Here is a 26,790-nt window from a genome sequence, read left to right on the forward strand (position 1 = left end):
CATGCTGAAACTGCATGAAAAATCCGGGGATGACACCGTGGCGATGATGGCCGATATCGGCCGTCGTGCGCGCGCTGCCGCCCGACCGCTGGCCATCGCCGCGACCGCCACCAAAAATGCTGCACTTGCCGCCATGGCCGAGGCGATCGTCGCTCGTGAGCAGGACATCCTCGACGCCAACGCCATCGACGTCTCGAACGGCCACGAGTCTGGCTTGTCCGCTTCGTTCATGGACCGGCTGAAGCTCGATCCGGCGCGTATCCGTGCCATGGCCGAGGGCATCAGAGAAATCGCCGCGCTGCGCGATCCGGTCGGCGATGTCATCGCTGCATGGGACCGTCCGAACGGCCTGCATATCGAGCGCGTGCGCACGCCGCTCGGCGTCGTCGGCGTCATCTATGAGAGCCGCCCGAACGTCACCGCCGATGCCGGCGCGCTGTGCCTCAAGGCCGGCAATCCGGTAATCCTGCGCGGCGGCTCGGATTCGCTCAATTCCTCGGCCGCCATCCATGCCTGCCTGGTCGAGGGACTTAAGGCCTCCGGCCTGCCGGAAGACGCCATCCAGTTGGTGCCGACCACTGACCGCGCCGCTGTTGGCGAGATGCTGAAAGGCTTGGGCGGTACGCTAGACGTTATCATTCCGCGCGGTGGCAAAAGCCTCGTCGGGCGGGTGCAGAACGAGGCGCGGGTACCGGTCTTCGCGCACCTCGAAGGCATCTGCCATCTCTACATCGACCGTTCGGCCGATCTCGACATGGCGGTGCGGATCGCCGTCAACGCCAAGATGCGGCGCACCGGCGTCTGCGGTGCCGCCGAGACGCTGCTGGTCGACCGGGCGGTTGCCTCCACCCATCTGGTGCCGATCCTCGATGCACTTCGCGCCGCCGGCTGCGAAATCCATGCCGATGCCGAGGTGCTGAAAGTGTTTTTCGACGCCCAGCCTGCGACCGATGCCGACTGGGTGACCGAATATCTCGATGCCATCATAGCGGTGAAGCTGGTCGACGGTATTGGTGGTGCGATCGACCACATCGAGAATTTCTCCTCACACCACACCGAGGCGATCGTCGCCGAGGATGCGCAAGCGGTCGAAAAATTCTTCAATGAGATCGATTCGGCGATCCTGCTACACAACGCCTCGACGCAGTTCGCCGATGGCGGCGAGTTCGGCATGGGCGCCGAGATCGGCATCGCCACCGGCAAGATGCATGCGCGCGGACCGGTCGGCGTCGAGCAGCTGACGTCTTTCAAATACCGCGTGCGCGGCTCGGGACAGGTGAGACCTTGACGTCTTTCGCCCAAAGGGCCTGAAGCTTGCGCCCAGCCACCCCCCTCTGTCCTGCCGGACATCTCCCCCGCAAGGGGGGAGATTGGCTGACATTTCTGATTTCGCTAATCTTCAACGCTGCAAGATTTACGCCTACGCTGAAACTGCTGATCTCCCCCCTTGCGGGGGAGATGCCCGGTAGGGCAGAGGGGGGTGCTTAGCGCGATGCTATCCCTTTCCCCACGCCCTTTCCCCTCCCACCATCTGCGCATGCCGCACGCCGAAAAAGGCCTCGCCGTCGGCCTGTTCGGCGGCTCGTTCAATCCGCCGCATGCCGGCCATGCGCTGGTCGCCGAGATTGCGCTCAGGCGTCTGGCGCTCGACCAGCTGTGGTGGATGGTGACGCCGGGCAATCCGCTGAAGAGCACCAGGGAGTTGGCGCCGCTCAACGAGCGGCTGCAGCTGTCGGAACAGATCGCCAAGAACCCGAAAATCAAGGTCACCGCTTTCGAAGCCGCCCATCACGTCCGCTACACCGCCGACACGCTGGCGCTGGTCAAGGCGCGCAATCCCGGTGTCGATTTCGTCTGGATCATGGGCGCCGATAGTCTGCGCGATTTCCATCGCTGGCAGCGCTGGCGCGAGATTGTCATGACCTTCCCGATCGCCGTCATCGACCGCCCGGGCTCGACGCTGTCGTTCCTGTCCTCGGTCGTCGCCAAGACCTTCGACTATGCCCGCATCGACGAGGGCGATGCGCCGCGGCTTGCCCGCATGAAGGCGCCGGCCTGGACCTTCATCCACGGCCCGCGCTCGTCGCTGTCGTCGAGCGCGATCCGCAAGCTGGCGAAGGGGTGAGCCCGGCCGCCCGGCCATGTCGCTTTTATCGCTCCCTTTGCCCGTTTCATGGGCAATCCTGAGCAGGCATGTCGATTCCGGGGAAAAACCGCAGCGAAGCCGAGCAGGGCGCCGAGCCCACGCCGCTGATCGCGATTGCCAGCGTCATCGTATCGATGGCGCTGATCGCCGTCGGCAACGGGCTGATGTTTGCCTATATCCCGGTGCGGCTCGGCGCCGAGGGTTTCGATCCGACCTGGGCCGGGCTGATCATCACAGGACTTTCGGCCGGCGGCCTCGCCGGCTGCATCCTGACCGGGCCGCTGGTGCGAAGGGTTGGCCATGCGCGTGCCTTCATGGTGCTGTCGGCGCTGATCGCGCTGGCCAACGCCGCTGTCGGCGCCGGGGTCCATCCGCTGTTGTGGATAGCCGCCCGCGCGCTCTACGGCTTTGCCATCTGTGGTCTGTTCATCGTCGCGCAGAGCTGGCTGAACGATGCTGTTGCAAACGCCATCCGCGGCCGGGTGATGGCTTTCTTCTACGTTGCCTATGTCGCCGGGCTCGGCGTCGGTTACGCGACGCTGGCGCTGGTCGATATCAGGACAGCGGATGCGCCGCTGATCGGCATCGTCTTCACGGCGCTATCGATCCTCCCCGTCGGGATGACCAAACTTGCCCAGCCGCCGGCACCGCGGGCGGCCTCGGTGGCGCTGCGCCGTGCCTGGCGGGTTTCACCGGTCGGCGTCGCCGGCATGCTTGCCGTCGGCGGCCTGTCGATGTCGATTGCGGGCTTCGCGCCGATCCACGCCACGGCCAAGGGCTACAGCCAGGCCGATGTGGCGCTGCTGCTTTCGGCGATGCCTCTCGGCACGCTGATCCTGCAGATCCCGCTTGGCTGGATTTCCGACCGAACCGACCGCCGCTATGTGCTGATCGCCGCGTCCGCGCTCGCCATGGTCGCGGGCCTGTTTGCGCTCGGGTTCGATGGCGGCGCGTTGGCCGCGTTGGTCGTGATCTACATCGTGTGGGATGGCGCTTCGGAATCGATCTATTCACTGGCCAGCGCACATGCCGCCGACCGCGCCGGCAAGGATGACATGGTGGCGCTGTCCAGTTCGCTTTTGTTTGCCTGGTCGTTGTCGGGCTTCGTCGTGCCCGGCATTGTGACGGCGCTGTCGGCCGTCTTCGGAACGCAGGCTTTCATCTATGTGGCTGTTCTCATCGCCGCAGCCTTCTGCCTGTTCGTGCTTTTGCGTGTGTTCACGACGCGTGCGGTCCCGGTCGGTGAAACCGGCAGTTTCGCACCGATGACGGCGCAGGCTCCGTTGCCGGTCGAACTTGCCTTCGCACCGGACGATGAGGGCCGGCACTGAGCCAACCGACTATTGTCGACGGGCTTCCGGCGACGGCGCTTCCGGTGGCGGCAGCGGGATCGATATGCCTTCGCTATCGAATTCCTGCTTGGCGCGCTTGGTGAGATCGGTCTGGGTGGCGAAGAAGTCCGCCGACGATGTCCAATAGCGCAAGGCAATCGAAACAGTGCTGTCGCCCAATGTCGAGACGAAAGCGATCGGTGCCGGCTCCCGCTTGATCCGCCGCTCGGCCGCGGCAATGCTAAGCAAGGTTTTCTGAGCCCTGTCGATGTCGTTCCAGGAGCCGATGCTGAGCGTGATGTCGCTGCGGCGCACGCCGTTGCGCGAAAAGTTGCGCACCGGCTGGTTCCACAGCGTCGAGTTGGGCGCCAATATGTAGACCCCGTCGGCCGTCCTGAGCTTGGTTGCGAACAGGCCGATCTCCTCGATTGTACCGGCAATCGAACCGACCTCGACGGACTCGCCGATGCGAAACGGCCGCAGCGCCAGAAGCATGATGCCGGCGGCGATGTTCTGCAGCGTGCCTTGCAACGCCAGGCCGATGGCGAGGCCAATGGCACCGATCGCGGCAATGATCGAGGCCGTCTGCACGCCGAACTGGCCGAGCACCATGATGGTGACGAGGATCAGGATGGCGTAGCGGACGATCTTGGAGAAGAAATGCCGCAACGTCGCGTCGAAACCATGGATATGGCCGAGACCGGCAAAGATCGAACGTTCGGCAAGGCCGGCGACGATATAGCCGACAATCAAGAGGATGACGGCACCGATGGCAGAGAAGGAATACGAAACAATCAGCGTGCTCAGTTGGGCAAGGCCAGCCTGGACGCTGAGTAAGGCGTTTTGCGGGTCGATCGGCATGGGGGAAATCCGGTTGGTCGGTGAGCCGATAACCCGTGCCAACAGCGAGGGTTCCGATCTTTTCCAGCATGCGGCGGAACCACAGCAGCGACAATACGTTCGTGCGAGGCAGGGTCCCGTCTTGAAACTGTCAGGGAACTCTGCCTATTTAAGTGGTGTCACCTGCTTGAAGGGGTGATTTGGTTGTTCTTGCTGCGAAAGGAAATACACTGAGAACAGCACTGCGGAAGAAGGCCGATATCATGCCTTCGCCGGCCAGGATCAGCGTAGACGACGCCGTGTCCCGCGCCATCAAGACAGTCCTTGCCAGTCTGGAAGACTCCAAGGCCGAAAACATTGTCTCCATCGACATCCAGGGGAAATCGAGCCTCGGCGACTACATGGTCGTCGCTTCGGGCCGATCGCACCGTCATGTCGCGGCTGTCGCCGATCATCTTCTCAAAGCGATCAAGGATGCCGGTCTCGGCACCGCGCGCGTAGAGGGGCTGTCCGGCGCCGACTGGGTCCTGATCGATTCTGGCGACATCATCGTCCATGTCTTCCGTCCCGAAGTCCGCGAATTCTACAATCTCGAAAAGATGTGGCAGGCGCCGGATCTCGAGGAAGAAACGCTCCACTAAGTCGTTCGCGCGGCTTACAAGGCGAGGATGAAGATATCAGTTCATGCCGTGGGCCGGATGAAAGCCGGCCCCGAAAAGCTGCTCGCCGACCGTTATTTCGAGCGTTTCGCCAAGAGCGGCCCGGCGGTAGGGCTTGAATTTGGCGGCATTGCCGAAATCCCCGAGGGGCGCGGCCAGACCGCCAACGAGCGGCGGCGTGAGGAAGGCCAGAAGCTGCAGACGCAGTTGCAGCCCGGCACCGCGCTGATCCTGCTCGACGAACGCGGCAAAAGCTTTTCCTCGGAAGATTTCGCCGGGCGCCTCGGTCTGTTGCGTGACGGTGGCCGCAAGGCCGTGATCATCGCCATCGGTGGCGCCGACGGCCACGATCAGTCGCTGCGCGACCAGGCCGAACTGGTAATGTCGTTCGGATTGCTGACATGGCCGCATCAACTGGTGCGCGTGATGCTGGGAGAGCAGCTTTATCGGGTGGCCACCATCCTTTCGGGACATCCCTACCATCGCTCGTAAACCGGTGAATTGGTGCGACACACCCGGATTTCCGCCCCAATGCCGAAGCAAGATTGCATCGAGTGGGCAGTTTCGAACATGGTTGATTGTTCGTTAACGAAGCCACGCATAGAGTCGGGCTTCAATGTCTGAAGACAGAAAATCAAGAACAGGCTCATGGCGCGCGCGCTGCTGCATCGCGGCGGCGGTGCTTGTGCTGTCGCTGCATGCGGGTCGGGCGGAAAACACGCTCGACATGGCTCCTGATCCGGATCAGAGCCGGGCCGAATACGAACGGGTCTCGAAGGAGATCACGCTGTCGTCCGAACGATTGGCCAAGCTCTCCGCCGACATCGCGACGATCAAGAAGGATCACGCCTCGATCACCGCCGCATTGATCCAGTCGGCGATGACCGAACAGAAGCTCGGCCAAGACATCGAAGACATCGGCGCCAGGCTGGAAGGGCTGAAGGGCCAGGAGCAGAAGATCCGCGCCTCGCTGATGGCGCGGCGCGACGTTCTGGCCGAAGTGCTGGGCGCGCTGCAGCGCATGGGCCTCAACCCGCCGCCGGCGATCCTGGTCAAGCCCGAGGATGCGCTGTCGTCGGTGCGCAGCGCCATCCTGCTCGGTGCCGTGGTGCCGGAATTGCGCCAGCAGACAGATAGCCTGCTCGCCGATCTCAAGGAGCAGTCGCGGGTCACGGCCTCGATCGAGGCCGAACGGGCACGGCTGACGGCGGCGGTCGGCGACCAGGCGGCGGAAAAGAAGCGGCTCGGCATGCTGCTGGAGGCCAAGCAGAAGCTCGAAGCCGATACGCAAACGCAAATGGCCGCCGAAAAGCAGCGATCCGAAGCGCTGGCGGCCAAGGCCGGCAGCCTGAAGGAGTTGATCGCCTCGCTCGAAGTGCAGGCCGACAAGAGCCGCAAGGCCGCCGATGCGGCCAAGGCCGCCGAGCAGAAGACGGCGGATGGCGACAACACATCCGCGCCGGCCGAACTGGCGTCACTGCCGGTGCCGGAAAGCAACCAACTTGCCGCCGCGGTGCCCTTTTCGGCGCTGCAGGGACAGATCGCGCTGCCGGTGACCGGCCGCATCAAACGTCGATTCGGCGCCGATGACGGTAACGGCGCGGTGATGCTTGGCGACATGGTTGCGACACAATCGGGAGCCATCGTTACCGCGCCGGCGGATGGGAATGTGCTTTATGCGGGGCCGTTTCGGTCTTATGGTCAACTCTTGATCCTGAACGCAGGCGACGGCTATCATGTCGTTTTGGCGGGGATGAGCAGAATCAGCGTCGCGACCGGTCAATCAGTGCTTGCAGGAGAGCCGATCGGTGCGATGGGAGAGGCCCGGGTGGCGAGCACCTCGGTTTCGAAGAATGGAAATGCCACGCCGGAACTCTATGTCGAGTTCCGCAAGGATGGAAAACCCGTCGATCCGGCCCCATGGTGGGCGGACCGTTTTTCTGGAAGGACGTGAATAATGCGGAAACTGTCGCTTCTGTTTGCCGGTGCGCTGATGGGCGCGTCCGCCATGAGCCTGGTCTATGGCGCACCCGGCTCGGCGGCGAACGCTGCAGGGTCGGAAACCTACAAGCAACTGGCGATTTTCGGCGATATCTTCGAGCGGGTGCGGGCACAGTATGTGACACCGCCCGACGACAAGTCGCTGGTCGAGAACGCCATCAACGGCATGCTGGCTTCGCTTGACCCGCACTCCTCCTACATGAATGCCGAGCAGGCGCAGGATATGCGCGTCCAGACCAAGGGCGAGTTCGGCGGCCTCGGCATTGAGGTCACCATGGAGAACGACCTGGTCAAGGTGATCACGCCGATCGACGACACGCCGGCCGCCAAGGCAGGCGTGCTGGCCGGCGACTACATCGCCAAGATCGACGGCGAAGAGGTTCGCGGCCTGACCCTCAACGATGCGGTCGACAAGATGCGCGGCCTGGTCAACACGCCGATCAAGCTGACCATCCTGCGCCAGGGCGCCGACAAGCCGATCGAACTGACGGTCGTGCGCGACATCATCAAGGTCAAGGCGGTCAAGTTCCGGGTCGAGAACGACATCGGCTACATGAAGATCACCTCCTTCACCGAAAAGACCTATGACGACCTCGAGAACGCCATCGACACCATCAAGAAGCAGATTCCCGACGACAAGCTGAAGGGCTACGTTCTGGATCTCCGCCTCAATCCGGGTGGCCTGCTCGACCAGGCGGTGAGCGTGTCCGATGCCTTCCTCAACCGCGGCGAGATCGTCTCGACGCGCGGCCGCGACCCCAAGGACGTCACCCGCTTCGACGCCAAGCCCAAGCAGGTCGACGACATCAACGGCAAGCCGATGATCGTCCTGGTCAATGGCGGTTCGGCCAGTGCATCGGAAATCGTCGCCGGCGCGCTGCAGGATCTGCGCCGCGTCACGGTGGTCGGCACGCAGTCCTTCGGCAAAGGTTCGGTGCAGACCATCATTCCGCTCGGCGAGAATGGTGCGCTCAGACTGACGACGGCGCTCTATTACACGCCGTCCGGCAAGTCGATCCAGGGCAAGGGCATCACGCCCGACATCAAGGTCGACCAGCCGCTGCCGCCGGAACTGCAGGGCAGGGACCTGACGCGCGGCGAATCCGACCTCAAGGGCCATATCAAGGGCGCCGACGAGAGCACGACCGGTTCGGGCTCGGCAGCTTATGTGCCGCCGGATCCGAAAGACGATCTGCAGCTCATCTATGCCGAGCAGTTGCTGCGCGGCCAGAAGACCGATCCGGCCTTCCCGCCCAATCCGCAAAAGGCGGTTCTCAACCAGTAAGGATCTGGAGCGGCGCACGCGCCGCTCCATCTTTCTGTTTGAGCCTGATGGAAGCAATGCGATGCTGCCGGGACCGAAAGGTTCCGGCAGTTTGATTCGGGGTGCGAGGCAAAACCCCCAAGACATGGCGCGGGGTGCGCCGGGATTGATGAATTCGCGCATGTCTTTTCGAAGTGGCTTCGCCTTCGGAGCCATGCGCCCGGGGATTAGGCTTGGCTGATATCGGCAAGGACATCGAACGCCCGCTCGGACAGGCAGTCCGGTCGCCGCGCGCCGCCAAGCTCAGCGGCGGTGCGATCATGGCGACCGTGGCCGTGCTGGCGGTGGCCGGCGTCTCCGGCGCGATCGCGCTCAGGGAGAAGCCGTTTCGAAAGCCGCAAGAGGTTGCCGTTTCAACGCCGAAAGTGACCGCGGCGGCCGAGCCCGCCGCCGCGCCGCCCGCATTGGCCCCGGCGGCACCGAAGCCGGAGGCGCCGGCCAGATCAGGCGGGCCGCAGATCATCCATGTGCAGACGGAGGAGGGCGATGGGCCGCCCAAGGCAGCGATCGTCATTCGCGATCCGTCGACCATCGGCCAGAACCTGAAGATCGCGCATATTCCAGACAAGGCGCTGGTCGAGGCCAGCGAGACCGGGCCGTTGCCGGTGCGCGCCGCCGATGGCAGGCGGCCGTTCGACGTCTATGCGCGGCCCTGGTCGGGCGGGCGCGGCGCACGGGTGGCGATCGTCATCGGCGGGCTTTCGGTTTCGCAGACCGGCACCCAGGCGGCCATCGCCAAGCTGCCGGCGGAAGTGACGCTGGCTTTCGCGCCGCAAGGCAACAGCATCGGCCGCTGGATGCAGGCAGCCAGGCAGAGCGGCCACGAGATCGTCATGCAGGTGCCGCTCGAACCGTTCGACTATCCCAAGGTCAATCCGGGACGCAACACGCTGACGGTGGCGGCGAGCGCGGATGAGAACCTGAAAAGCCTGCACTGGGCGCTGTCGCGGACGACCAACTACACCGGCGTCATGAACTATATGGGCGCCCGCTTTTCCGCCGACGCGGCGGCGATGGAGCCGTTCATCGCCGAGCTCGGCAAACGCGGCCTCGCCTATATCGATGACGGCTCGTCGGCTCGCAGCCTGGCGCCGGAGCTGGCGCTGAAGGACGGCGTGCCCTTCGTCTCCGGCGACATGGCGATCGATGCCGTGCAGGATCGCGGCGAAATCCTGAAGAAGCTCGATAGCCTGGAGGCGACCGCGCGGGCCAAAGGCACTGCCGTCGGCATCGGTTCGGCCTTCGACCTGACGGTCGACACGGTGACGTCCTGGTTGGCCGAGGCCAAGAAGCGCGGCATCGAGATCGTACCGATTTCGGCGGTGGCCATTGACCCGCAAAAAGGCTAGCCATCGGAACACGGCTGGAAAGACTGACTGATGGCAAAGACAAAAAAGATCGACCGCGAAACGTTGCCTTATCGTCCCTGTGTCGGGCTGATGATTCTCAATGCCGAGGGCCTAGTCTGGGTGGGGCACCGCATTGCCGAACCGGACAGCGAATTTGCCGGCACGACGCAACTCTGGCAGATGCCGCAAGGCGGCATCGACGAGGGCGAGGAGCCCCTGCAGGCGGCCGCGCGCGAACTCTATGAGGAGACCGGCATGCGCGGCGTCTCGCTGCTGGCCGAGGCGCCGGACTGGATCAACTATGATTTGCCGGACCATCTCGTCGGCATCGCCTTCAAGGGCCGGTATCGCGGCCAGACGCAGAAATGGTTCGCCTTTCGCTTCCACGGCGACACCAGCGAGATCCAGATCAACCCGCCGCCGGGTGGCCACACCGCCGAGTTCGACAAATGGGCATGGCGGCCTATGGGGGACCTTCCCGACCTGATCGTGCCGTTCAAGCGCCATGTCTATGAGGATGTGGTGGCGGCGTTCCGGCATCTGGTGCAATAGCCGCGATACAATAACCACGGTTGCCGCGCCGGCCCGGCGGTCCTATTGATGTATCCCCCTACCATGCGAAGGGTCGCCATGAACGACGCCCCCCAAAAGTCGCCGCCAGAAGAGGTCATCGCCACAAGCGAGGTGGCGGCTGGGGCCCTCCTCACCATCGATCTCGGTGCAATCCGTGAAAACTACCGACGGCTGAAAGCGCGGTTGGGCGATGTTCGCTGCGCTGGTGTGCTCAAGGCGGACGGCTACGGCGTGGGCGCCGGGCAGGTCGCGGCGGCGCTGCTGCGCGAAGGCTGCGATATCTTCTTCGTTGCGCTTCTGGGCGAAGGCGTCGCCCTGCGCCGGGCGATTGGGCCGGGCCCTGCCATTTTCGTGTTGAACGGCATTCCGCCCGGTGCGGAGGCGGACGCCGTGGCAGCGAACCTTTGCGCTGTCATCAACAGCCCCGAGCAACTGGCGGCTTGGCGTGCGGCGGCTCGCCGCGCCGGCCGAAAACTGCCTGCCGCAATCCAGGTCGACAGCGGCATGTCGCGGCTCGGCATGGCGCCTCGGGATGTGGATCGCGTTGCCGCCGAACCGCAGGCCTTCGACGGCATCGACATCCGTTACGTGATGAGCCATCTGGCCTGCGCCGACGAGCCGGAGCATCCGGCCAATGAGAAGCAACGGTCGGCGTTCGAGCGGCTGCGCAAGATGCTGCCGGAGGCGCCGGCCTCGCTGGCCAATTCCTCCGGCATTTTTCTTGGGGAGCGCTTTCACTACGATCTCGCCCGCCCCGGTGCCGCGCTCTACGGCATCAATCCCACACCGGCAAAGTCCAATCCGATGCTGCCGGTGGTGCGGCTGCAGGCAAAGGTGGCACAGACGCGCAGCGTCGAAAAAGGCGCCGGCGTCGGCTATGGCCACTCCTATCATGCGCAAGGCCCGCTCAGCCTGGCGACGATCTCGTTCGGCTACGCGGATGGCTGGCAACGCCGCGCCGCGTCCGCCGCCTGGTTCGAGGGTGTGCGGCTGCCTTTCCTCGGGCGGGTGTCGATGGATTCGATCATTCTCGACATTTCCGCCCTGCCGGTCCACAGGCTGCGCGAGGGTGATCTCGTCGAACTGCTCGGTCCCTCGCAAAGCGTCGATGACGCCGCCGGCCATGCCGGCACCATCGGCTACGAGATCCTGACCAGCCTCGGCCCGCGCTTCCATCGGCGCTATGTCGGCGGTTGAGCGGTTTGGCCGCGCTTGACAAGCGGACGCCCGTCGGCAAGGCTCCGGACATGAGCAACCTCGCTTATATCAGAACCTTGTTCAGGGTCTGCCCGATCGCGGGATCGTAGCCCCGGCGCGGCCGCCTTTTGGCGTCCGTCCGAACCGGGGCATTTCTACCTGACATCATCATTCCCGAGCCAGACAGCTTCGCGGCTGCCGGCTTTTCATCAAGCCACCGTTTGTGCGGCGGCAGGCGCGCGTCTGTTCGATGCGCCAAGTCATGAGGTTTGCCATGCAACATGCAACAGGATTGCGTCCACCGAGCCGGCTTCTGGTCAGCGATGCCGACCACCACAGGCTGACGGGCCTTGCGCGGGCGTCGCTCGACCGCGTGCCCGAGACGGCCGAAGAACTGCTTTCGGAGATGGACCGTGCCGTCGTCACGGCAGCGGCTTCCATCCCGGCCAACGTGGTGCGGATGGGTTCGACGGTGACAATCCGCAACGATGGCGGCAGCACCCAGCGCGTCACACTGGTCTATCCCAGCGAAGCAGACATCAGTGAAAACAGGATCTCGGTGCTGACGCCAATGGGCACGGCGCTCATCGGCGCGTCGGTCGGACAGACGGTGTGCTGGAGCAGCCGTGGCGGCCGGGAACTGTCGGCGATCATCGAAGTGGTCGATATGCCGGCCTGCGGGCGCGAGGGGTCCTGATCATGGAGATGGCGATGACAGGCGCGAATTTCCGGCTGACGACGAAGGACTTCGCCGTCCTCGAGATCATGTTGGAGCGTCGGCGGGCTTTCGCGGATCCGATTGTTCCAATGCTGGAAGACAAGCTTTCCAAAGCCGAGGTCGTTGCGATCGATTCGGTCGGGCCCGGCATCGTGACGCTGAACAGCAGAGTGGTGTTTCGTGTCGATGCCGGCCCTGCCCAGACCCGGACCTTGGTGCAGAACGAGGTGCGCGGTCCGGTCGGCTCCAGCCTGTCGATCATGACAAGGCGGGGGCTTTGCATGCTCGGCATGGCCGAGGGCCAGACTGCATGGATCGAACAGGCCGACGGCAGGCGGGAGTCGATGCTGATCGCGGCCGTGCTCTACCAGCCGGAGGCCGCGCGGCGTGCCGTCAGGGAGAAATCCCAAGCCGAGGCGCGACGGCCGCATGGGCTCACCCTCGTCTACAGCGCCGCAGCCGATTGGCAGCCCCTTGGCGAGAGAGCCGGAATGCGGCAGACAGGGGATGACGACCCCGGTCCCACGGCGGCGTGAACAGGCAACACTGCATGATCTCGAAAATCGGCATCGATTTTCGTCGGGATCATGCGCAAATCGGAAATGCGGCCGTGTCCAAGGTGTCCTGAAGGGCGCGCGGCAAGGAGTGAACGATGAAGATCATGGTGCTGGGCGGTGGCGTCATCGGAGTGACCACGGCGTACTTTCTTGCCGAGGCCGGTCACGAGGTGACGGTTCTCGACCGCCAGAAAGGTCCGGCGCTGGAAACCAGCTTCGCCAATGCCGGCGAGATTTCGCCCGGCTACGCCTCGCCCTGGGCCGGACCCGGCATTCCGCTGAAGGCGATCAAATGGCTGCTGATGAAGCATGGCCCGCTGGTGGTGCGGCCGGCCTTCGACCCGCATATGTGGACATGGCTGATCAAGATGCTGCGCAACTGCACGGCCGAGCGCTATGCGATCAACAAGGCGCGCATGGTGCCGCTCGCCGAATACAGCCGTGACACGCTGAAGGCGCTGCGCGAAACAACCGGCATCGCCTATGACGAGCGGATCCAGGGCACGCTGCAGCTGTTCCGTACGCAAAAGCAGCTCGACGGCACCGGCGGCGATGTCGAGGTGCTGAAGAAGTATGGCGTGCCTTACGAGATCCTCGACCAGGACGGTTGCATCGCGGCTGAGCCGGGCCTTGCCGGGGTGCGCGAAAAGTTCGTCGGCGGCCTCAGGCTGCCGCATGACGAGACCGGCGACTGCAAGATGTTCACCGACAGGTTGGCCGAGCTTTGCGTGGCCCGCGGCGTCAAGTTCGAATACGACGTGACGATCTGGCGCGTCATCCGCAGCCGCAACCGCATTGCCAATCTCAGCACCAGCAAAGGCTGGAAGGCCGCCGACGCCTATGTGATGGCGCTGGGCAGCTATTCGGCAGGGTTCATGCGCAGGGTGAAGCGGCCGATCCCAGTCTATCCGGTCAAGGGCTATTCGATCACCGTGCCGATCAAGGACGCCGCCGCGGCACCGGTGTCGACGGTGATGGACGAGACCTACAAGGTGGCGATCACCCGGCTTGGCGACCGCATCCGGGTTGGCGGCACGGCCGAGATTTCCGGCTTCGACCTAAGGCTGCACGAATCGCGGCGGCGCACGCTGGAACACTCGGTCGGCGATCTCTTTCCGGGCGCCGGCGCCATGCGGGACGCGACGTTCTGGTGCGGGCTGCGGCCGATGACACCGGATGGTCCGCCGCTGATCGGCCGCACCGAGCTTTCCAATCTCTATCTCAACACCGGCCACGGCACGCTCGGCTGGACCATGGCCTGCGGCTCGGGCAAGGTGCTGGCCGACATCATCTCCAGCCGGGTGCCTGACATCGACGTCCGCGACCTCGCGCAGGAGCGCTATCTGCGGTAGAGGGTTAGAACGCCTGCCGGACCCAGTCCTCGTCGAACAGCAGCCGATAGGCCCAGGGGATCGTCACATTGGTGGCGACCGGATTGGAGTGGGCGACATAGTCGTCATAGATCGGCTTCATCCTGGTGTAGAAGGCCGGATCGAGCACCGTCATGCCATTCTCACTATCGTGGAAGAAGCTGCGGTTGTTGAGATTGACCGACGAGATGGCGACCAGCCTTTCGTCGATCATCATGATCTTGGAATGCAGCACCACGTCAGGCGCCTTGAACTCGCGGATGTTGATGCGGTCGCCATATTTCTCGACAAACAGCTTGTTGAGCGCGGTGAGCAACTTGCCGCCGATATCGCCCTTGAGATCGATGCGGCCGACAATGTCGATCCTGACGCCGCGCGCGAGCGCCCGGTCAACAGCTTGGGCAAGCTTGGGCGTCAGGTTGAGGTAGGGATTGACGATCTGGATATGGTGCTGGGCCGCATCGACCAGCTCGACGAAATAGTCTTCCAGCGCGTGGCCATCCTCGTAGGGCACCGAAATGAAGTGCCGCGCCCTGCCTGACGGCCGGGCGCCGTCGGACCGGACCGGAATGGAGAAGGGTCGCGCCAGATTGGTGTCGGCGTCGCGCAGCCACTCTGTCGAAAGGTGCGCGGCGAGCGTTTCGACCGTGGCCGGATCGGCGAACTCGATGTCGAAGTCGCTCCAGTTCGAATAGTAGTTCAGCGAGAGCCCGTCGGTCTTGCCGTATTGCTCAAGATCGGGATAGCGCGACAGATCGATCGGCTGGTGGAACAGGAAGCCGTCATGGATGTTGCGGCCGCCGATGATGGCGCGTGAGCGCCCGGGATCGTCCGCAAGCGTTGCCAGCATCTTGACATGATGGACCTTGTGCAGCTGTGAAATCTGCTCGTCGATCGGCGCGCCCCGGTCCGCCCGCCAGCGATATTCCTGCAGCTCGACATTGGGGAATTCGGCTGCCAGCCGATGCAGCAGGGCATCGTCCTTATCGCGCTCCAGCACATCGGTGACCATGATGCGCACCTTGGTGCCGAGGGCCGCATGATGACGGATCAGCCGTTCGATGATCCGGCCTGAGAAGTCGGCCTTGAACTCCAGCGACGACAGATAGATCAGCTTCAGTCTTGGCGCCCTGGAGAAGTCGAGCGGGAGCTCCGGGTCGCCCTTGTCGATGGCGCTGTCGGACAGCGGCGCTCCCATCAGCGCCTCGACCTTGGCGTTGAAGCCGTCGCGCGACTTGCGCAGCAGGCGCGGCTTTCCGATCGGCAAGGCACAGGTCTGCGACAGCCAGCGGCTGGCATAGAAGGCGCGGCTGAGAGCATCGAGGCCGGTGGGGTTGGGCGTCGGGCAACGCTCGTAGCGGCTGTCGAAGGCGGCGAGAGCCGGATCGGCGCTCTCTTCGCGCCGGATGGTGAGCGGCGCGCCGACCGGGGCAAGGCTGGAGCGGATTTTTACGCTGCAGCGGTTCAGGCTTTCACTTGGGAACAGGCTGACAGTGTCGTCTTCACCCGACAGGCGAAAGTGAAATGCCGTGCCCGTGGCGATGGTGCGTGAACCGCCGCCGACACGGATCGCAAGCGTGCCGTCGCAGGTGCCCTCGATGTCGGCGGGTTGCTTGCCAGCCTGGCGCAGCACGATCTCGATGCTGCGCGCCTGCAGGCCGGAGAAATCGAAAGTCTTGGGTTCCGAGGGCCGTGCTGCCGCATCGATGTAGAGCGTCTGCCGCGACACCCGCCAGCGGCCGTCGAAACGGCCGTCGCCACTGCTGGCGCCGGCCGGCGGCAGATGCGTTTCGGCAACCGGCCCGGCCAGTTGCTGCAGCGTCCGGTAGGTCGCCTGGAAATCGCTGTTGTGGATTTCATAGCGGTCATGGCCGAAAGGGCCGGTGCCATTGGCGCGGTCCATGGCGCCAAGCTGGTGGTGGGCGAGCAGCGCCAGGAACCGTTTTTCGTAGTCGCTCGTGCCGGCGCCACCGAAAAACTGCGCGGCGGCGATCTGCGGCCCAGCTGTCTCGGCCGAGAGCGAGGGTCGCGCGCAAGCGCTCTGATTTTGCAGGAGATCGCAGACATTGCGGCCTGTACCGGCACAGCCGGCAAGGACAGCCAGTCCGAAAAGAATGATGGCGATGGATGCGCGGCCCTTCACCCGGCCACTCCGGTCTTCAGGGCGCTCAATTGCGCCGGATCGCGCGGCGGCATGAAGCCCTGCGGGAAGACCTTGCAGACGGGGATGGCGAAGGTGGCGATCAGCAGTTCGGCCTCGCCGCGCATTTTTCGCGGCGCTGTCTTGTCGTCGCGGATCGCTTCCGCCGAGGCGACGAGGGCGCCGTCGCAGTCGCAATGGTTGTGGCGGGCGATGTAGCAGGCGTCATGCGTCTGGCAGGCCGCGTCGAGGCGGTTCGCCGGCCGGGCCGACAGGTCGCCGGTGCGGGTGCCGGGGCCGCAATAATTGCCGAAGACGAAAGGCGAAGGCCGCGCCATGGCGTAGCGGATCGGTTTGGGCAGTTCGGCCTCCGGGACCTTCGTCCACGGATTGGCGCATGCGGAAACGAAAAGCAGCGGCAGGATGGCAAGAACGGCTCGCATGTCTATTCGCGCCAGCTTTCTGAAGGACTTCCCGCCCGGCGACCCTGTCTCGTGGCCGGTGACCGCTGATGCCACACTGGCCGGTTTTGTGGCAAGGAAAAGGCGGTGTGTCTCGCCCGATTGTGATATGCGGGGGAGCGCAACCTACCCGAGCGTTATCTCCGCCTGGCATTTCGCGAGCACCAGTGATGCGTTTCTGCTTTCTGCCAACGGCTGTCGGGCTTCTGGTCTACGCCTCCGCCGCAAACGCCGCAGACAAGACCGTCCACGACCAGGAGAACGGTTTTTCGCTGACCTTTCCAGTGGAATGGCTCAATGAGCCGCTTTCCGACGAAGAGATAAGGCTGAGCGTAAAATCCGCCGATCTCACCTGCATGGTATCGGCCTCGCTTTACATTAAATCGGCTCAAGACGCGCAATCCGATACACGCAAATTCATGGAGGGCTGGTCCATAGACAATTGGAAGAAGACAATAGGCAGTTCATTCAGCACGGCCGACTTCACCAATGACAAACTTGCAAGATTTCCTGACGACTATCCTGTTCGCCTTGCCGACGTGGACTTCACGGTGCGCGGCGAGAATACCATCTATTATGGCCATTCCAGATTTGCGTTTTCAGTCCGAGGCCCGCGCTACGGCTATGTGAATTGCACCGTCATGGCCGAGAGTGCCGAGCAAGTGGCGCAGATGTGGGCGCCGCTGGCGGGCAAGGCTGAGCGTGTGGTCAATTCGTTCATTCTGGACCCGCCCTGACCCGCTCATTGCGTTTGCCGGCTTGTGTAATCAGGTGAACAGGCCCCGCTCCCGCTCAACCGCTTTGGTGATGAATGCGGCGACGATCTGGACACGGCGCAACGGCCTCACCGATTCGTGATAAACCAGCCAGTAGGCGCGACGGATCGGCGCGACCACATCGACGGACATCAATTCCGGCATCGAGCGGGCGACGAAGGTGTGCAGGATGCCGATGCCGGCGCCCGAGCGCACCGCCTCGGCCTGCCCGAGTGCCGAGGAAATGGCGAAGCTGGTGCGCCAGTCCGCGCTGAATTCGGCCGCATAGTCCAGCGAGGGGCTGACGATGAGGTCGGGCACGTAGCCGATGAGCGTGTGCTGGCCTAGTTCGCCCGCTGTTTTGGGCAGGCCATGCACTTCGACATAGGCGCGCGAGGCAAACAGGCCCAGCGAATAGTCGACCAGCTTTCCCGCCACCAGCCGGCCTTCGGTCGGCCGCTCGACGGTGATGGCGATGTCCGCCTCGCGACGCGACAGGGAGAAGGAGCGCGGTACCGGCACGAGCTGGATCGTCAGCTCGCGGTGCAGGGCGGTCAGCGCGCCAAGCCGCTTGGCCAGGAAAGCGACGCCAAAACCGTCCGGCGCGCCGATGCGCACCGTGCCGGAGACATCGTCGCCTTCGCCTGATACGGTCGAGCGCGCGGCGATCATGTCGCCCTCCATGCGCTCGGCAATGTCGAGAAAGCGCTCGCCGGCCGGCGTCAGCTCGCTGCCGGTGGTCAAGCGGCGAAACAGCTTTGTCCGCAGCGCATCCTCAAGTGCAGCGATGCGGCGTGAGACGGTGGCGTGGTTCAGCTCCAGCCGCTTGGCGGCGCCAAGGATCTGGCCGGCACGCGCCACGGCAAGGAAGATGCGGACGTCATCCCAGTTCATGGGGATGGTCCGGATGACAATTATCGACGCTGCGGTCTGTCGCGAAGGAACTCAATCTCTCAATCCGTATAGCAGCAATTGCATCCCACCATTTGCGGGAATTGATGCTCACCCGTCAACCGTTACCTATTTTCCGCACAACGGTTGCGTTCTCCGTCGCGTTGCCATCCGCCGGCCAAAGGCGGACAATGCTGCATCACAAACAAAGGGAGAGAAATCATGATCGACTACGGTCATTTCATCGGCGGCAAGCATGTCGCCGGGACCAGCGGCCGCAAGCAGGATGTCATGCAGCCGATGGACGGTTCCGTGCGCGGTACGGTGGCGCTGGCCTCGCAGGCGGAACTTCGCGCGGCTGTCGAGAATGCCAAGGCGGCGCAGCCGAAATGGGCGGCGACCAACCCGCAGCGCCGCGTGCGCGTGCTGATGAAGTTCCTCGAACTGGTCGCCCGCGACTATGACGAACTGGCCGACATCCTGGCGCGCGAGCACGGCAAGACGATCGCCGACGCCAAGGGCGACATCCAGCGCGGCCTCGAAGTGGTCGAAGTCTGCATCGGCGCGCCGCACATGATGAAGGGTGAATTCACCGACGGCGCCGGCCCCGGCATCGACGTCTATTCGATGCGCCAGCCGCTCGGCGTCGTTGCCGGCATCACGCCGTTCAACTTCCCCGCGATGATCCCGCTGTGGAAGATCGCGCCGGCCATCGCCTGCGGCAACGCCTTCATCCTGAAGCCGTCGGAGCGCGATCCGGGCGTGCCGATGCGCATTGCCGAACTGTTTCTCGAAGCCGGCCTGCCGGCGGGCATCCTCAACGTCGTCAACGGCGACAAGGACGTGGTCGACGCTATCCTCGACGATCCCGACATCAAGGCCATCGGCTTTGTCGGCTCGACGCCGATCGCCCACTACATCTATTCGCGCGGCACGGCCGCCGGCAAGCGCGTGCAGTGCTTCGGCGGCGCCAAGAACCACATGATCATCATGCCCGACGCCGACATGGACCAGACCGTCGATGCGCTGATCGGCGCAGGCTACGGCTCGGCCGGCGAACGCTGCATGGCGATCTCGGTGGCCGTGCCTGTCGGCAACGACACCGCCAACCGGCTGATGGAAAAGCTGATCCCGCGCGTCGAAAGCCTGAAGGTCGGCCCATCGACTGATTCCTCCGCCGATTTCGGTCCGCTGGTGACAGCGCAGGCCCTGGAGCGGGTCAAGGGCTATGTCGACACCGGCGTCAAGGAAGGCGCCAAGCTGGTCGTCGACGGCCGCGGCTTCTCCATGCAGGGCTATGAAGACGGCTACTATATGGGCGGCTGCCTGTTCGACAACGTCACCGCGGACATGCGCATCTACAAGGAAGAGATCTTCGGGCCGGTGCTTTCGGTGGTGCGCGCGCCGACCTATGAAAGCGCGATCAAGCTCGCCAACGACCACGAGATGGGCAATGGCGTCGCCATCTTCACCCGTGACGGCGATGCCGCGCGCGATTTCGCCTCGCGGGTCCAGGTCGGCATGGTCGGCATCAATGTGCCAATCCCGGTGCCGATCGCCTATTACACGTTCGGCGGCTGGAAGGCGTCTTCCTTCGGCGACCTGAACCAGCACGGCCCGGACGCGTTCCGCTTCTACACCAAGACCAAGACGGTGACGTCGCGCTGGCCGTCCGGCATCAAGGACGGTGCGGAGTTCGTCATTCCGACGATGAACTGAGCCAGAGGTTCTCTGCGCGTCCCGGCCCTCGGCTTCGGGCGCGCGGTGAACCGATCCCGATTCGAAAACTTCGAACAAAAACTCGGGCTCGAACCCGGGTTTTTGCCTCCGGTCAAGTCGTTACTTGCTTGAACGCTAATGTGATGGAACCAAGCGGCAGCCATCATCTTAGGTTTGCAGTCCTGCCGCGACGGGGTGCGGCAGATCAACCCAATGGCGCTGGCGACAGCTTCGGGGATCTCGTTGGCGCAAGGAGGTGTCAGATGACACGTCTTGTGGCGATGTTATTCTTCGCGGCCGTTTCCGCGTTTCCCGTTGTTCCGGCGCTGGCGGAGCAATGCGCGGCCCGTGCGGATATGATCAAAGCGCTCGGGGAAAAATTCCACGAAAGCGAGACGGCGCGCGGCCTGGTCAACCCGAGCGTGATTCTCGAGATATTCGTCTCCGACCAAGGGACCTGGACGATTCTTGCCACCGATACGCATGGTCAGAGCTGCGTCATCACGGCGGGCGAAGGCTGGGACCGTCCGTTGACGGCGGCGGCTGCCTTGCCAGGGACCTGACTCGAGCTTCGAGGAAGCGTCGGCGCGAAGCGCACCGGAGATAAAAGACGTTCAGCGCGTTGCGGCCGTCTCGGCATGGCCGCGCAGCAGCGCCATGAGGCGTTTGGCATCCTTGGCCGCAGCCTCCTCGTCGCCGTCGAGGATCGAGCGGATCAGCGCGACATGGTGCTCGGCGGATTCGGCAAGGCCGGTGTCGGCCTTGTAGCGGAACCAGAAGCGGCGGCTGTGGGTCTGCAAAGGGGCGGCCAAGCGGGCGGCGAATGGATTGTCGGCGGCCAGCGCCAGTGCTTCGTCAAGCGCCTTGTCGGCCTGGATGAAGGCAAGCACGTTGCCCGAGATCACCGCTTTCTGCATGGCGAGCGCCGCTTCGTGAAACAGGTCGGCGGCCTCGCGGGTGACGAAGCGGGCGGCCGAGCGGGCGAGCACAACCTCGACGCCACGACGTGCGTCGAGCACACGCAGCCAGTCACCGGGATGGAGCGCAGCGATCGCGATGCCGGCGCGCGGCCTGATGTCGAGCAGCCCTTCCCAGGCCAGCCGCTGGATCGCCTCGCGCACCGGTGTCCTGCCAAGTCCGAGCCTGTCGATCAGGGCGCCCTCGGTGACGAAGCTTGCCGGGGCGAGTTCGAGCGTGACGATCATGTGCTCGAGCACATGGTAGGCCCTGGTCGCGGCCGGCTCGGTCGGGGTGCTTGCGGCCATGGATATCAAATGCGCTCTCCTGATATATCTTTAATATATCATAGGGGAATCCGCATTGACAGCGGGTTTGTTAATAGATATACCGCTGATATATCAGATGGAGAGATGATCATGTGGACCGGAGTTTTTCCTGCCGTCACGACCAAATTCACTGCCGATGATCGTCTCGATCATGCCGAGATGGAGCGCTGCTTCAGCCTGCAGATGGAGGCCGGCTGCGACGGCATCATCGTCTGCGGATCGCTCGGCGAGGGGCCGATGCTGTCTGCCGACGAGAAGATCGAGGTGCTGAAGACCGCACAGAAGGTCGCCGGCAAGAAGCCGGTGCTGCTGACCGTCAACGAGGCCGGCACACGCGAGGCGGCCAGCATCGCCAAGCGCGCGAGCCGGGAAGGCGCCAACGGCCTCATGGTCGTGCCGAGCCCGATCTACCACACCAATGCGGAAGAAACGGTCGCTGCGCTGCGCGCGGTCGCCGAGGCGGGCGACCTGCCGGTCATGATCTACTCCAACCGGCTTGCTTATCGCGTCGACGTCAGCGTCGACCAGATGGAGGAACTGGCGTCGGACAAGCGCTTTGTCGCGATCAAGGAATCTTCTGACGACATCCGCCGGTCCACCGAGATCATCAATCGCCTGGGCGGCCGCTACGACCTGTTCACCGGCGTCGACAATCTGGCCTTCGAGGCGCTGTCGGTCGGCGCCATCGGCTGGGTGGCCGGACTGGTCACCGCGTTTCCACGGGAGACCGTCGCCATCTACCAGCTGATGAAGCAGGGCCGCCGCGAAGAGGCGCTCGCCATCTACCGCTGGTTCCGGCCGCTGCTCGATCTCGACGTCTCGACCTATCTGGTCCAAAATATCAAGCTTGCCGAAGTGTTCGCGATCAACACAAATGACCGCGTGCGCATGCCGCGCCAGCCGCTGTCTGGCGATCGCCGCAAGACTGTCGAGAAGATCGTCAAGGATGCGCTCGCGGTTCGGCCGAAACTGCCGCAGTTCTGAGGAAAGGTATATGCCGTCCCGGATCCATCTCAGGCGCGTCGAAAGCGATGGGGATTGGGCGGCATATCACCATATTCGCAAACGCGTTCTTTGGGAGGGCCGGGGTTTGGATGGCTATGACGAACGGCATCCCGACGATCGTCTTGCGGGCAATCATCCGTTGCTCCTCATGCGCGACGACGCGCCGGTAGGGACCGCGAGACTGGATGTTGCCGGTCCCCGCCTCGGCATCGTCAGGCTTGTTGCCATCGAACCGGATCTGCAGCGGCACGGCTTGGGCCGGATTCTTATGCGGGAGCTCGAGACCTACGCACACCGCCTCGGTTTGGAGCAGCTTGAAGTCAATGCCGCCAGGGAAGCAGAAGGGTTTTATCAAAGCCTCGGTTGGGCGCTCGTCCAGTCCGACCGGAAAAACCCGCTGATGACAAAAGCTCTCAACCCTGGAGACTTTCCGTCGTGACGGCACCAGCCCGGATGTTGGACGTTGCTATCGTCGGTGGCGGTATCATCGGCATCTGCGCCGCTGCGTCTCTCGCCGAGGCGGGGCGCAAGGTCACGATCTTCGACCGCACCGGCATCTGCGAGGAGACGAGCTCCGGCAATGCCGCCGCCTTCGCCTTCTCCGACGTGCTGCCGCTGGCACACAAGAACATGATGCGGCAGCTGCCGAGATGGCTGGCCGATCCGCTTGGCCCGCTCAGCATCCCGCCCGCCTACCTGCCGAGGCTTCTGCCCTGGCTGATCCGCTTCTGGCGCGCCGGTGCGCCGGGGAAATACGAGGCGAGCCTTGCCGCTCAGGCGGGCATGATGAAGCTGGCCGAGGCGGAGTGGATGGGCCTGCTCGATCGCTCCGGCACGCGCTCGATGCTGCGCGAGGACGGCTCGCTCGAGCTCTACGAAAGCGAAGCCGAATTTCAGGCCGGGCTGCCCGGCTGGGCGGCGCGTGAGCGTTTCGGCATCGGCTTTCGCCATGTCGAAGGGGAGGAGCTGGCGCGTTTGCAGCCGGGCCTTTCGCCGCGCTTCATCAAAGGCACGTTCGTGCCGGGATGGAAGACGGTCGCCGACCCGAAACTGCTGGGCAAGGCGGTGTGGGCCTATGCACAGGCCAAGGGCGCCCGATTTGAGCTGGCCCGGATCAGCCAAGTCGCGGCGGATCAGGATGGTGCGACGCTGACGTTGGCAGACGGCACCACAAGCCAGGCGCGACACCTTGTCGTCGCCGCCGGCGCATGGTCGCATCTGCTGGCGCGGCAGCTCGGCGATCGCATTCCGCTGGAGACCGAGCGCGGCTACAACACCACGTTGCCGACGAGTGCCTTCGACGTGAAGCGGATGCTGATCTTCTCCGGCCATGGTTTCGTCGTCACGCCGCTCGAAACAGGCCTGCGCGTCGGCGGCGCCGTTGAACTGGGCGGCATCGAGCGGCCGCCCAATTACAACAGGTCGAAGGCGCTGCTGCAGAAGGCGCAGAAATTCCTGCCGGGGCTCGATCCCTCGGGCGGGCGCGAATGGATGGGGTTCCGTCCCTCGCTGCCGGATTCAGTGCCGGTCATCGGCGGCGCGCCGGGAAGGCGGTCGGTGATCTATGCCTTCGGCCATGGCCATCTCGGCCTGACCCAGGCAGCAGCCACCGGACGGTTGATCCGGGATCTTGTCCTGGGGCAGACTCCACCGATCGATCTGGCCCCCTTCAGTCCGCAACGATTTTGATTTTTTCGGGTTTTTGATTTTCGAGGAGCGTCATGGCCAAGAAATCCTTCTTCTGCATAGACGGCCACACCTGCGGCAATCCGGTGCGGCTGGTCGCTGGCGGCGGCCCGCTGCTACAGGGCGCGACGATGATGGAGCGGCGTGCGCATTTTCTGGCCGAGTATGACTGGATACGCACCGGCCTGATGTTCGAGCCGCGCGGCCATGACGTGATGTCCGGTTCGATCCTCTATCCGCCGACGCGCGAGGATTGCGACATCGCCATCCTGTTCATCGAAACCTCCGGCTGCCTGCCGATGTGCGGCCATGGCACGATCGGCACGGTGACGATGGCCATCGAGCACGGGCTGATCAAGCCGAAGACGCCGGGCGTGCTCAGGCTCGACACGCCGGCCGGGCTGGTCATCGCCGAATACAAACAGGTCGGCGACTATGTCGAGGAGGTGCGCATCACCAATGTGCCGTCCTTCCTCCATGCCGAAGGGCTGACGGTCGAATGTCCTGGGCTCGGCGAAATCACCGTCGATGTCGCTTATGGCGGCAATTTCTACGCCATCGTCGAGCCGCAGGAGAACTATCGCGACATGGCCGATTATTCGGCGGGCGACTTCATCGCCTGGAGCCCGGTGGTGCGCCAGCGGCTCAACGAGAAATATTCCTTCGTGCATCCGGAAAATGCTGGCATCAACCGGCTGTCGCACATGCTGTGGACCGGTGCGCCGACGGTGGATGGGGCGGATGCCCGCAATGCCGTGTTCTACGGCGACAAGGCGATCGACCGCTCGCCCTGCGGCACCGGCACCTCGGCGCGCATGGCACAGCTTCATGCCAGGGGCAAACTCAAGGCCGGCGACAGCTTCGTCCATGAATCGATCATCGGTTCGCTGTTCAAGGGCAAGGTCGAAAAGGATGTCACCGTCGCCGGCAAACCGGCCATCATCCCCTCGATCGGCGGCTGGGCGCGGATGACCGGACTGAACACCATCTTCATCGACGACCGCGACCCGTTCGCGCACGGATTTGTTGTCAAGTGATGGGAATCCTGACCTTGCGGAAAGCGGCAGCCTGAAAAACGGATCGTGCCAAAAACGCAAGGATTCCTTTCATCACCTAATCTTGACGGTGATTTCTTCGAAACGGAGCGCATGATGCGGTCGAATCGTCAAAGACATTGCGTTATGCCAATGGTAGGGTCCGCGATAGTCCAGGGGCCGGATGATGGAAAACGGGCAATCGGACAGCGTGTTTCGAAAACACGCATGACGATTGAAAAATGACGTTGCAATCCGGGCTCGAAACTTTACGACTAGGGGAAATACGAAAAGGAATGCGTCTGCATGGGCGACATTCCAGGGGAGCCATGTACACATGCAGTACTTTGTCCAGCAGCTTATCAACGGGCTGACGCTGGGATCGATCTATGGGCTGATCGCGATCGGCTATACGATGGTCTACGGCATCATCGGCATGATCAATTTCGCCCATGGCGACATCTTCATGGTGGGTGCCTTCACGGCGCTGATCGTCTTCCTCGCCCTTGGCGCGCTGTTCTATTCGGTGCCGGTTGTGCTGGCGCTGCTGATCATGATGATCGTGGCGATGCTGCTCACCAGCCTCTACAACTGGACGATCGAAAAGGTCGCCTACCGGCCGTTGCGCGGTTCGTTCCGGCTGGCCCCGCTGATCACCGCCATCGGCATGTCGATCGCGCTGTCGAACTTCGTCCAGGTGACGCAGGGCCCCCGCAACAAGCCGATCCCGCCGATGGTCAGCCAGGTTTACAACATCAACGGCATCAGCGTGTCGCTGAAGCAGATCATCATCGTCGTCGTCACGGCGCTGCTGCTGGCGCTGTTCTGGTATCTGGTCAACAAGACCTCGCTCGGGCGAGCGCAACGGGCCTGTGAGCAGGACCGCAAGATGGCGGCGCTGCTCGGCATCGATGTCGACCGTACCATCTCGATCACCTTCATCATGGGTGCGGCCCTTGCCGCGGTCGCCGGCACTTTGTTCCTGATGTATTACGGCGTCATTGCCTTCTCGGATGGCTTCACGCCGGGCGTGAAAGCCTTCACGGCGGCGGTGCTGGGCGGCATCGGTTCGCTGCCGGGCGCGGTGGTCGGCGGGCTTATGATCGGCTTCATCGAGAGCATGTGGTCGGCCTATTTCTCGATCGACTACAAGGACGTCGCGGCGTTCTCGATCCTGGCCATTGTGCTGATCTTCCTGCCTTCCGGCATATTGGGCCGGCCAGAAGTCGAAAAGGTCTGAGACCATGGCCGTCACCGTATCTCCGGAGCGCGACACCGTCGCCACCCCCATGCAGCGCGCGTTGCGCGAGGCGCTTTATGCGGCTGCCATATCGTTCGGCCTGTTCGTGCTGTTCATCGGCCTGAAGACCGGTCAGAACATTTCCAATGAACTGGTCCTGACGACGCGCTGGGGCCTGCTTGCCGTGGTGGTGATCGCCACGGCCACCGGGCGCTTCCTCTATGTCGCTTATGGCCAGCCCTTCCTGGCCAACCAGAAGATCACCGACGTCGCCACCGGCCTGCTGCCGGCCAGTGTGGCGTCACGCTTCTTCCAGTTGCCGGCCTTCATCGTGGCCCTGGTCGCGGCGGTGTTGTTGTTTGCGGTCAACAGCTCTCTCGTTGGATGGGTGGGAGCCGAGCCGGCTGGCTATCTGCAATTCCTGCGCGCCTTGGCGGTCATCTATGTGCTGGCCTGCGTGATCTATTATTTCCGGGGTTTCATCCATGCCAACTTCACCAAACTCGGC

The 26,790-nt window shown here is 63.7% G+C and carries 27 protein-coding genes; 22 read left to right on the forward strand and 5 right to left on the reverse strand.

All coding sequences use genetic code 11. The features are described 5' to 3' along the window. Nucleotide 1: 1 nt before the first annotated feature. From LB558_RS30205 to LB558_RS30215, 3 genes are all read left to right on the forward strand, one after another. Nucleotides 2-1,288 (forward strand): glutamate-5-semialdehyde dehydrogenase, encoded by a 1,287-nt coding sequence (locus LB558_RS30205; RefSeq protein WP_224700835.1) that lies wholly within the window; start codon nucleotides 2-4, stop codon nucleotides 1,286-1,288. A 249-nt stretch (nucleotides 1,289-1,537) separates the two neighbouring features. Beyond that, nucleotides 1,538-2,125 carry a nicotinate-nucleotide adenylyltransferase gene (locus tag LB558_RS30210; RefSeq protein WP_224700836.1) on the forward strand — a complete coding sequence of 196 codons (588 nt, stop codon included), beginning with the start codon at nucleotides 1,538-1,540 and terminating at the stop codon, nucleotides 2,123-2,125. A 68-nt stretch (nucleotides 2,126-2,193) separates the two neighbouring features. Next, entirely contained in the window at nucleotides 2,194-3,477 is a 1,284-nt protein-coding gene (locus LB558_RS30215; protein WP_224700837.1) for an MFS transporter, read from the forward strand. A gap of 9 nt (nucleotides 3,478-3,486) precedes the next feature. Here LB558_RS30215 and LB558_RS30220 read toward each other — a convergent pair whose 3' ends face one another. Beyond that, nucleotides 3,487-4,338 (reverse strand): mechanosensitive ion channel family protein, encoded by an 852-nt coding sequence (locus tag LB558_RS30220; RefSeq protein ID WP_224700838.1) that lies wholly within the window; start codon nucleotides 4,336-4,338, stop codon nucleotides 3,487-3,489. Nucleotides 4,339-4,580: 242 nt separating this feature from the next. Here LB558_RS30220 and rsfS point away from each other — a divergent pair, with 242 nt between their 5' ends. The 10 genes from rsfS (at nucleotide 4,581) to LB558_RS30270 (ending at nucleotide 14,047) form a co-directional block, all read left to right on the forward strand. Further along, nucleotides 4,581-4,958: a ribosome silencing factor gene (rsfS, locus tag LB558_RS30225; protein WP_013529073.1), complete on the forward strand. Its 378-nt coding sequence runs from the start codon at nucleotides 4,581-4,583 to the stop codon at nucleotides 4,956-4,958. A gap of 27 nt (nucleotides 4,959-4,985) precedes the next feature. Next, entirely contained in the window at nucleotides 4,986-5,468 is a 483-nt protein-coding gene (gene rlmH / locus LB558_RS30230; RefSeq protein WP_224700839.1) for a 23S rRNA (pseudouridine(1915)-N(3))-methyltransferase RlmH, read from the forward strand. Between the two features lie 124 nt (nucleotides 5,469-5,592). Next, a complete protein-coding gene (locus LB558_RS30235) occupies nucleotides 5,593-6,930 on the forward strand; it encodes a murein hydrolase activator EnvC family protein (protein WP_224700840.1) in 1,338 nt (445 codons plus the stop codon). Continuing rightward, on the forward strand, nucleotides 6,931-8,262 hold the full coding sequence (locus LB558_RS30240; RefSeq protein ID WP_023811786.1) for a S41 family peptidase: 1,332 nt from the start codon (nucleotides 6,931-6,933) through the stop codon (nucleotides 8,260-8,262). Between the two features lie 212 nt (nucleotides 8,263-8,474). Beyond that, nucleotides 8,475-9,650, forward strand: a complete 1,176-nt coding sequence (locus tag LB558_RS30245; protein ID WP_224700841.1) for a divergent polysaccharide deacetylase family protein — start codon at nucleotides 8,475-8,477, stop codon at nucleotides 9,648-9,650. 30 nt (nucleotides 9,651-9,680) lie between these two features. Next, nucleotides 9,681-10,202, forward strand: a complete 522-nt coding sequence (locus LB558_RS30250) for an RNA pyrophosphohydrolase (protein ID WP_224700842.1) — start codon at nucleotides 9,681-9,683, stop codon at nucleotides 10,200-10,202. A 78-nt stretch (nucleotides 10,203-10,280) separates the two neighbouring features. Then, nucleotides 10,281-11,420, forward strand: coding sequence for an alanine racemase (gene alr / locus LB558_RS30255; RefSeq protein WP_224700843.1), 1,140 nt, complete (start codon nucleotides 10,281-10,283; stop codon nucleotides 11,418-11,420). 274 nt (nucleotides 11,421-11,694) lie between these two features. Beyond that, nucleotides 11,695-12,117, forward strand: coding sequence for a nucleoside diphosphate kinase regulator (rnk, locus tag LB558_RS30260; protein WP_127260475.1), 423 nt, complete (start codon nucleotides 11,695-11,697; stop codon nucleotides 12,115-12,117). 14 nt (nucleotides 12,118-12,131) lie between these two features. Then, nucleotides 12,132-12,674, forward strand: coding sequence for a nucleoside-diphosphate kinase (locus tag LB558_RS30265; protein ID WP_224700844.1), 543 nt, complete (start codon nucleotides 12,132-12,134; stop codon nucleotides 12,672-12,674). A gap of 116 nt (nucleotides 12,675-12,790) precedes the next feature. Further along, nucleotides 12,791-14,047 carry a D-amino acid dehydrogenase gene (locus LB558_RS30270; RefSeq protein WP_224700845.1) on the forward strand — a complete coding sequence of 419 codons (1,257 nt, stop codon included), beginning with the start codon at nucleotides 12,791-12,793 and terminating at the stop codon, nucleotides 14,045-14,047. A 4-nt stretch (nucleotides 14,048-14,051) separates the two neighbouring features. Here LB558_RS30270 and LB558_RS30275 read toward each other — a convergent pair whose 3' ends face one another. Continuing rightward, nucleotides 14,052-16,208 carry a phospholipase D-like domain-containing protein gene (locus LB558_RS30275; RefSeq protein WP_224700846.1) on the reverse strand — a complete coding sequence of 719 codons (2,157 nt, stop codon included), beginning with the start codon at nucleotides 16,206-16,208 and terminating at the stop codon, nucleotides 14,052-14,054. Continuing rightward, the gene (locus LB558_RS30280; RefSeq protein WP_224700847.1) at nucleotides 16,205-16,648 is read right to left on the reverse strand and encodes a hypothetical protein; all 444 of its coding nucleotides are present in this window, start codon (nucleotides 16,646-16,648) and stop codon (nucleotides 16,205-16,207) included. The genes LB558_RS30275 and LB558_RS30280 overlap by 4 nt, the downstream gene beginning before the upstream one ends. Nucleotides 16,649-16,716: 68 nt before the next feature. Here LB558_RS30280 and LB558_RS30285 point away from each other — a divergent pair, with 68 nt between their 5' ends. Further along, complete coding sequence (locus tag LB558_RS30285) at nucleotides 16,717-17,403, forward strand: hypothetical protein (protein ID WP_224700848.1); 687 nt, start codon at nucleotides 16,717-16,719, stop codon at nucleotides 17,401-17,403. A 30-nt stretch (nucleotides 17,404-17,433) separates the two neighbouring features. Here LB558_RS30285 and LB558_RS30290 read toward each other — a convergent pair whose 3' ends face one another. Next, nucleotides 17,434-18,315: a LysR family transcriptional regulator gene (locus LB558_RS30290; protein WP_224700849.1), complete on the reverse strand. Its 882-nt coding sequence runs from the start codon at nucleotides 18,313-18,315 to the stop codon at nucleotides 17,434-17,436. 219 nt (nucleotides 18,316-18,534) lie between these two features. Here LB558_RS30290 and LB558_RS30295 point away from each other — a divergent pair, with 219 nt between their 5' ends. Then, nucleotides 18,535-20,031 carry a CoA-acylating methylmalonate-semialdehyde dehydrogenase gene (locus LB558_RS30295; protein WP_023811796.1) on the forward strand — a complete coding sequence of 499 codons (1,497 nt, stop codon included), beginning with the start codon at nucleotides 18,535-18,537 and terminating at the stop codon, nucleotides 20,029-20,031. Nucleotides 20,032-20,294: 263 nt separating this feature from the next. After that, nucleotides 20,295-20,594, forward strand: coding sequence for a hypothetical protein (locus LB558_RS30300; RefSeq protein WP_224700850.1), 300 nt, complete (start codon nucleotides 20,295-20,297; stop codon nucleotides 20,592-20,594). A gap of 51 nt (nucleotides 20,595-20,645) precedes the next feature. Here LB558_RS30300 and LB558_RS30305 read toward each other — a convergent pair whose 3' ends face one another. Continuing rightward, on the reverse strand, nucleotides 20,646-21,296 hold the full coding sequence (locus LB558_RS30305) for a GntR family transcriptional regulator (RefSeq protein WP_412033507.1): 651 nt from the start codon (nucleotides 21,294-21,296) through the stop codon (nucleotides 20,646-20,648). A gap of 111 nt (nucleotides 21,297-21,407) precedes the next feature. Here LB558_RS30305 and LB558_RS30310 point away from each other — a divergent pair, with 111 nt between their 5' ends. From LB558_RS30310 to LB558_RS30335, 6 genes are all read left to right on the forward strand, one after another. Next, a complete protein-coding gene (locus LB558_RS30310) occupies nucleotides 21,408-22,301 on the forward strand; it encodes a dihydrodipicolinate synthase family protein (RefSeq protein ID WP_224700852.1) in 894 nt (297 codons plus the stop codon). 10 nt (nucleotides 22,302-22,311) lie between these two features. Continuing rightward, entirely contained in the window at nucleotides 22,312-22,761 is a 450-nt protein-coding gene (locus tag LB558_RS30315) for a GNAT family N-acetyltransferase (RefSeq protein WP_224700853.1), read from the forward strand. A gap of 14 nt (nucleotides 22,762-22,775) precedes the next feature. Then, complete coding sequence (locus LB558_RS30320) at nucleotides 22,776-24,011, forward strand: NAD(P)/FAD-dependent oxidoreductase (protein ID WP_224700854.1); 1,236 nt, start codon at nucleotides 22,776-22,778, stop codon at nucleotides 24,009-24,011. A 32-nt stretch (nucleotides 24,012-24,043) separates the two neighbouring features. Next, entirely contained in the window at nucleotides 24,044-25,045 is a 1,002-nt protein-coding gene (locus tag LB558_RS30325; protein WP_224700855.1) for a 4-hydroxyproline epimerase, read from the forward strand. 334 nt (nucleotides 25,046-25,379) lie between these two features. Continuing rightward, nucleotides 25,380-26,282 carry a branched-chain amino acid ABC transporter permease gene (locus LB558_RS30330; protein WP_013529092.1) on the forward strand — a complete coding sequence of 301 codons (903 nt, stop codon included), beginning with the start codon at nucleotides 25,380-25,382 and terminating at the stop codon, nucleotides 26,280-26,282. A gap of 4 nt (nucleotides 26,283-26,286) precedes the next feature. Continuing rightward, nucleotides 26,287-26,790: DUF3382 domain-containing protein (locus LB558_RS30335; RefSeq protein ID WP_224700856.1), on the forward strand; the 504-nt coding region annotated here is incomplete at its 3' end.

This window comes from Mesorhizobium sp. CO1-1-8 (genome assembly GCF_020164875.1).
GTDB lineage: Bacteria > Pseudomonadota > Alphaproteobacteria > Rhizobiales > Rhizobiaceae > Mesorhizobium.

Bases quoted from the DNA above. Each gene is read 5' to 3' on its own strand.
- LB558_RS30220 (WP_224700838.1), bottom strand. From the start codon at position 4,338: ATGCCGATCGACCCGCAAAACGCCTTACTCAGCGTCCAGGCTGGCCTT.
- LB558_RS30315 (WP_224700853.1), top strand. From the start codon at position 22,312: ATGCCGTCCCGGATCCATCTCAGGCGCGTCGAAAGCGATGGGGATTGG.
- LB558_RS30280 (WP_224700847.1), bottom strand. From the start codon at position 16,648: ATGCGAGCCGTTCTTGCCATCCTGCCGCTGCTTTTCGTTTCCGCATGC.
- rnk (WP_127260475.1), top strand. From the start codon at position 11,695: ATGCAACATGCAACAGGATTGCGTCCACCGAGCCGGCTTCTGGTCAGC.
- LB558_RS30215 (WP_224700837.1), top strand. From the start codon at position 2,194: ATGTCGATTCCGGGGAAAAACCGCAGCGAAGCCGAGCAGGGCGCCGAG.
- LB558_RS30285 (WP_224700848.1), top strand. From the start codon at position 16,717: ATGCCACACTGGCCGGTTTTGTGGCAAGGAAAAGGCGGTGTGTCTCGC.
- LB558_RS30295 (WP_023811796.1), top strand. From the start codon at position 18,535: ATGATCGACTACGGTCATTTCATCGGCGGCAAGCATGTCGCCGGGACC.
- rsfS (WP_013529073.1), top strand. From the start codon at position 4,581: ATGCCTTCGCCGGCCAGGATCAGCGTAGACGACGCCGTGTCCCGCGCC.
- LB558_RS30325 (WP_224700855.1), top strand. From the start codon at position 24,044: ATGGCCAAGAAATCCTTCTTCTGCATAGACGGCCACACCTGCGGCAAT.
- LB558_RS30330 (WP_013529092.1), top strand. From the start codon at position 25,380: ATGCAGTACTTTGTCCAGCAGCTTATCAACGGGCTGACGCTGGGATCG.
- LB558_RS30250 (WP_224700842.1), top strand. From the start codon at position 9,681: ATGGCAAAGACAAAAAAGATCGACCGCGAAACGTTGCCTTATCGTCCC.
- LB558_RS30320 (WP_224700854.1), top strand. From the start codon at position 22,776: ATGTTGGACGTTGCTATCGTCGGTGGCGGTATCATCGGCATCTGCGCC.
- LB558_RS30205 (WP_224700835.1), top strand. From the start codon at position 2: ATGCTGAAACTGCATGAAAAATCCGGGGATGACACCGTGGCGATGATG.
- LB558_RS30310 (WP_224700852.1), top strand. From the start codon at position 21,408: ATGTGGACCGGAGTTTTTCCTGCCGTCACGACCAAATTCACTGCCGAT.
- LB558_RS30265 (WP_224700844.1), top strand. From the start codon at position 12,132: ATGACAGGCGCGAATTTCCGGCTGACGACGAAGGACTTCGCCGTCCTC.
- LB558_RS30270 (WP_224700845.1), top strand. From the start codon at position 12,791: ATGAAGATCATGGTGCTGGGCGGTGGCGTCATCGGAGTGACCACGGCG.
- LB558_RS30210 (WP_224700836.1), top strand. From the start codon at position 1,538: ATGCCGCACGCCGAAAAAGGCCTCGCCGTCGGCCTGTTCGGCGGCTCG.
- LB558_RS30290 (WP_224700849.1), bottom strand. From the start codon at position 18,315: ATGAACTGGGATGACGTCCGCATCTTCCTTGCCGTGGCGCGTGCCGGC.
- LB558_RS30300 (WP_224700850.1), top strand. From the start codon at position 20,295: ATGACACGTCTTGTGGCGATGTTATTCTTCGCGGCCGTTTCCGCGTTT.
- LB558_RS30305 (WP_412033507.1), bottom strand. From the start codon at position 21,296: ATGGCCGCAAGCACCCCGACCGAGCCGGCCGCGACCAGGGCCTACCAT.
- rlmH (WP_224700839.1), top strand. From the start codon at position 4,986: ATGAAGATATCAGTTCATGCCGTGGGCCGGATGAAAGCCGGCCCCGAA.
- alr (WP_224700843.1), top strand. From the start codon at position 10,281: ATGAACGACGCCCCCCAAAAGTCGCCGCCAGAAGAGGTCATCGCCACA.
- LB558_RS30235 (WP_224700840.1), top strand. From the start codon at position 5,593: ATGTCTGAAGACAGAAAATCAAGAACAGGCTCATGGCGCGCGCGCTGC.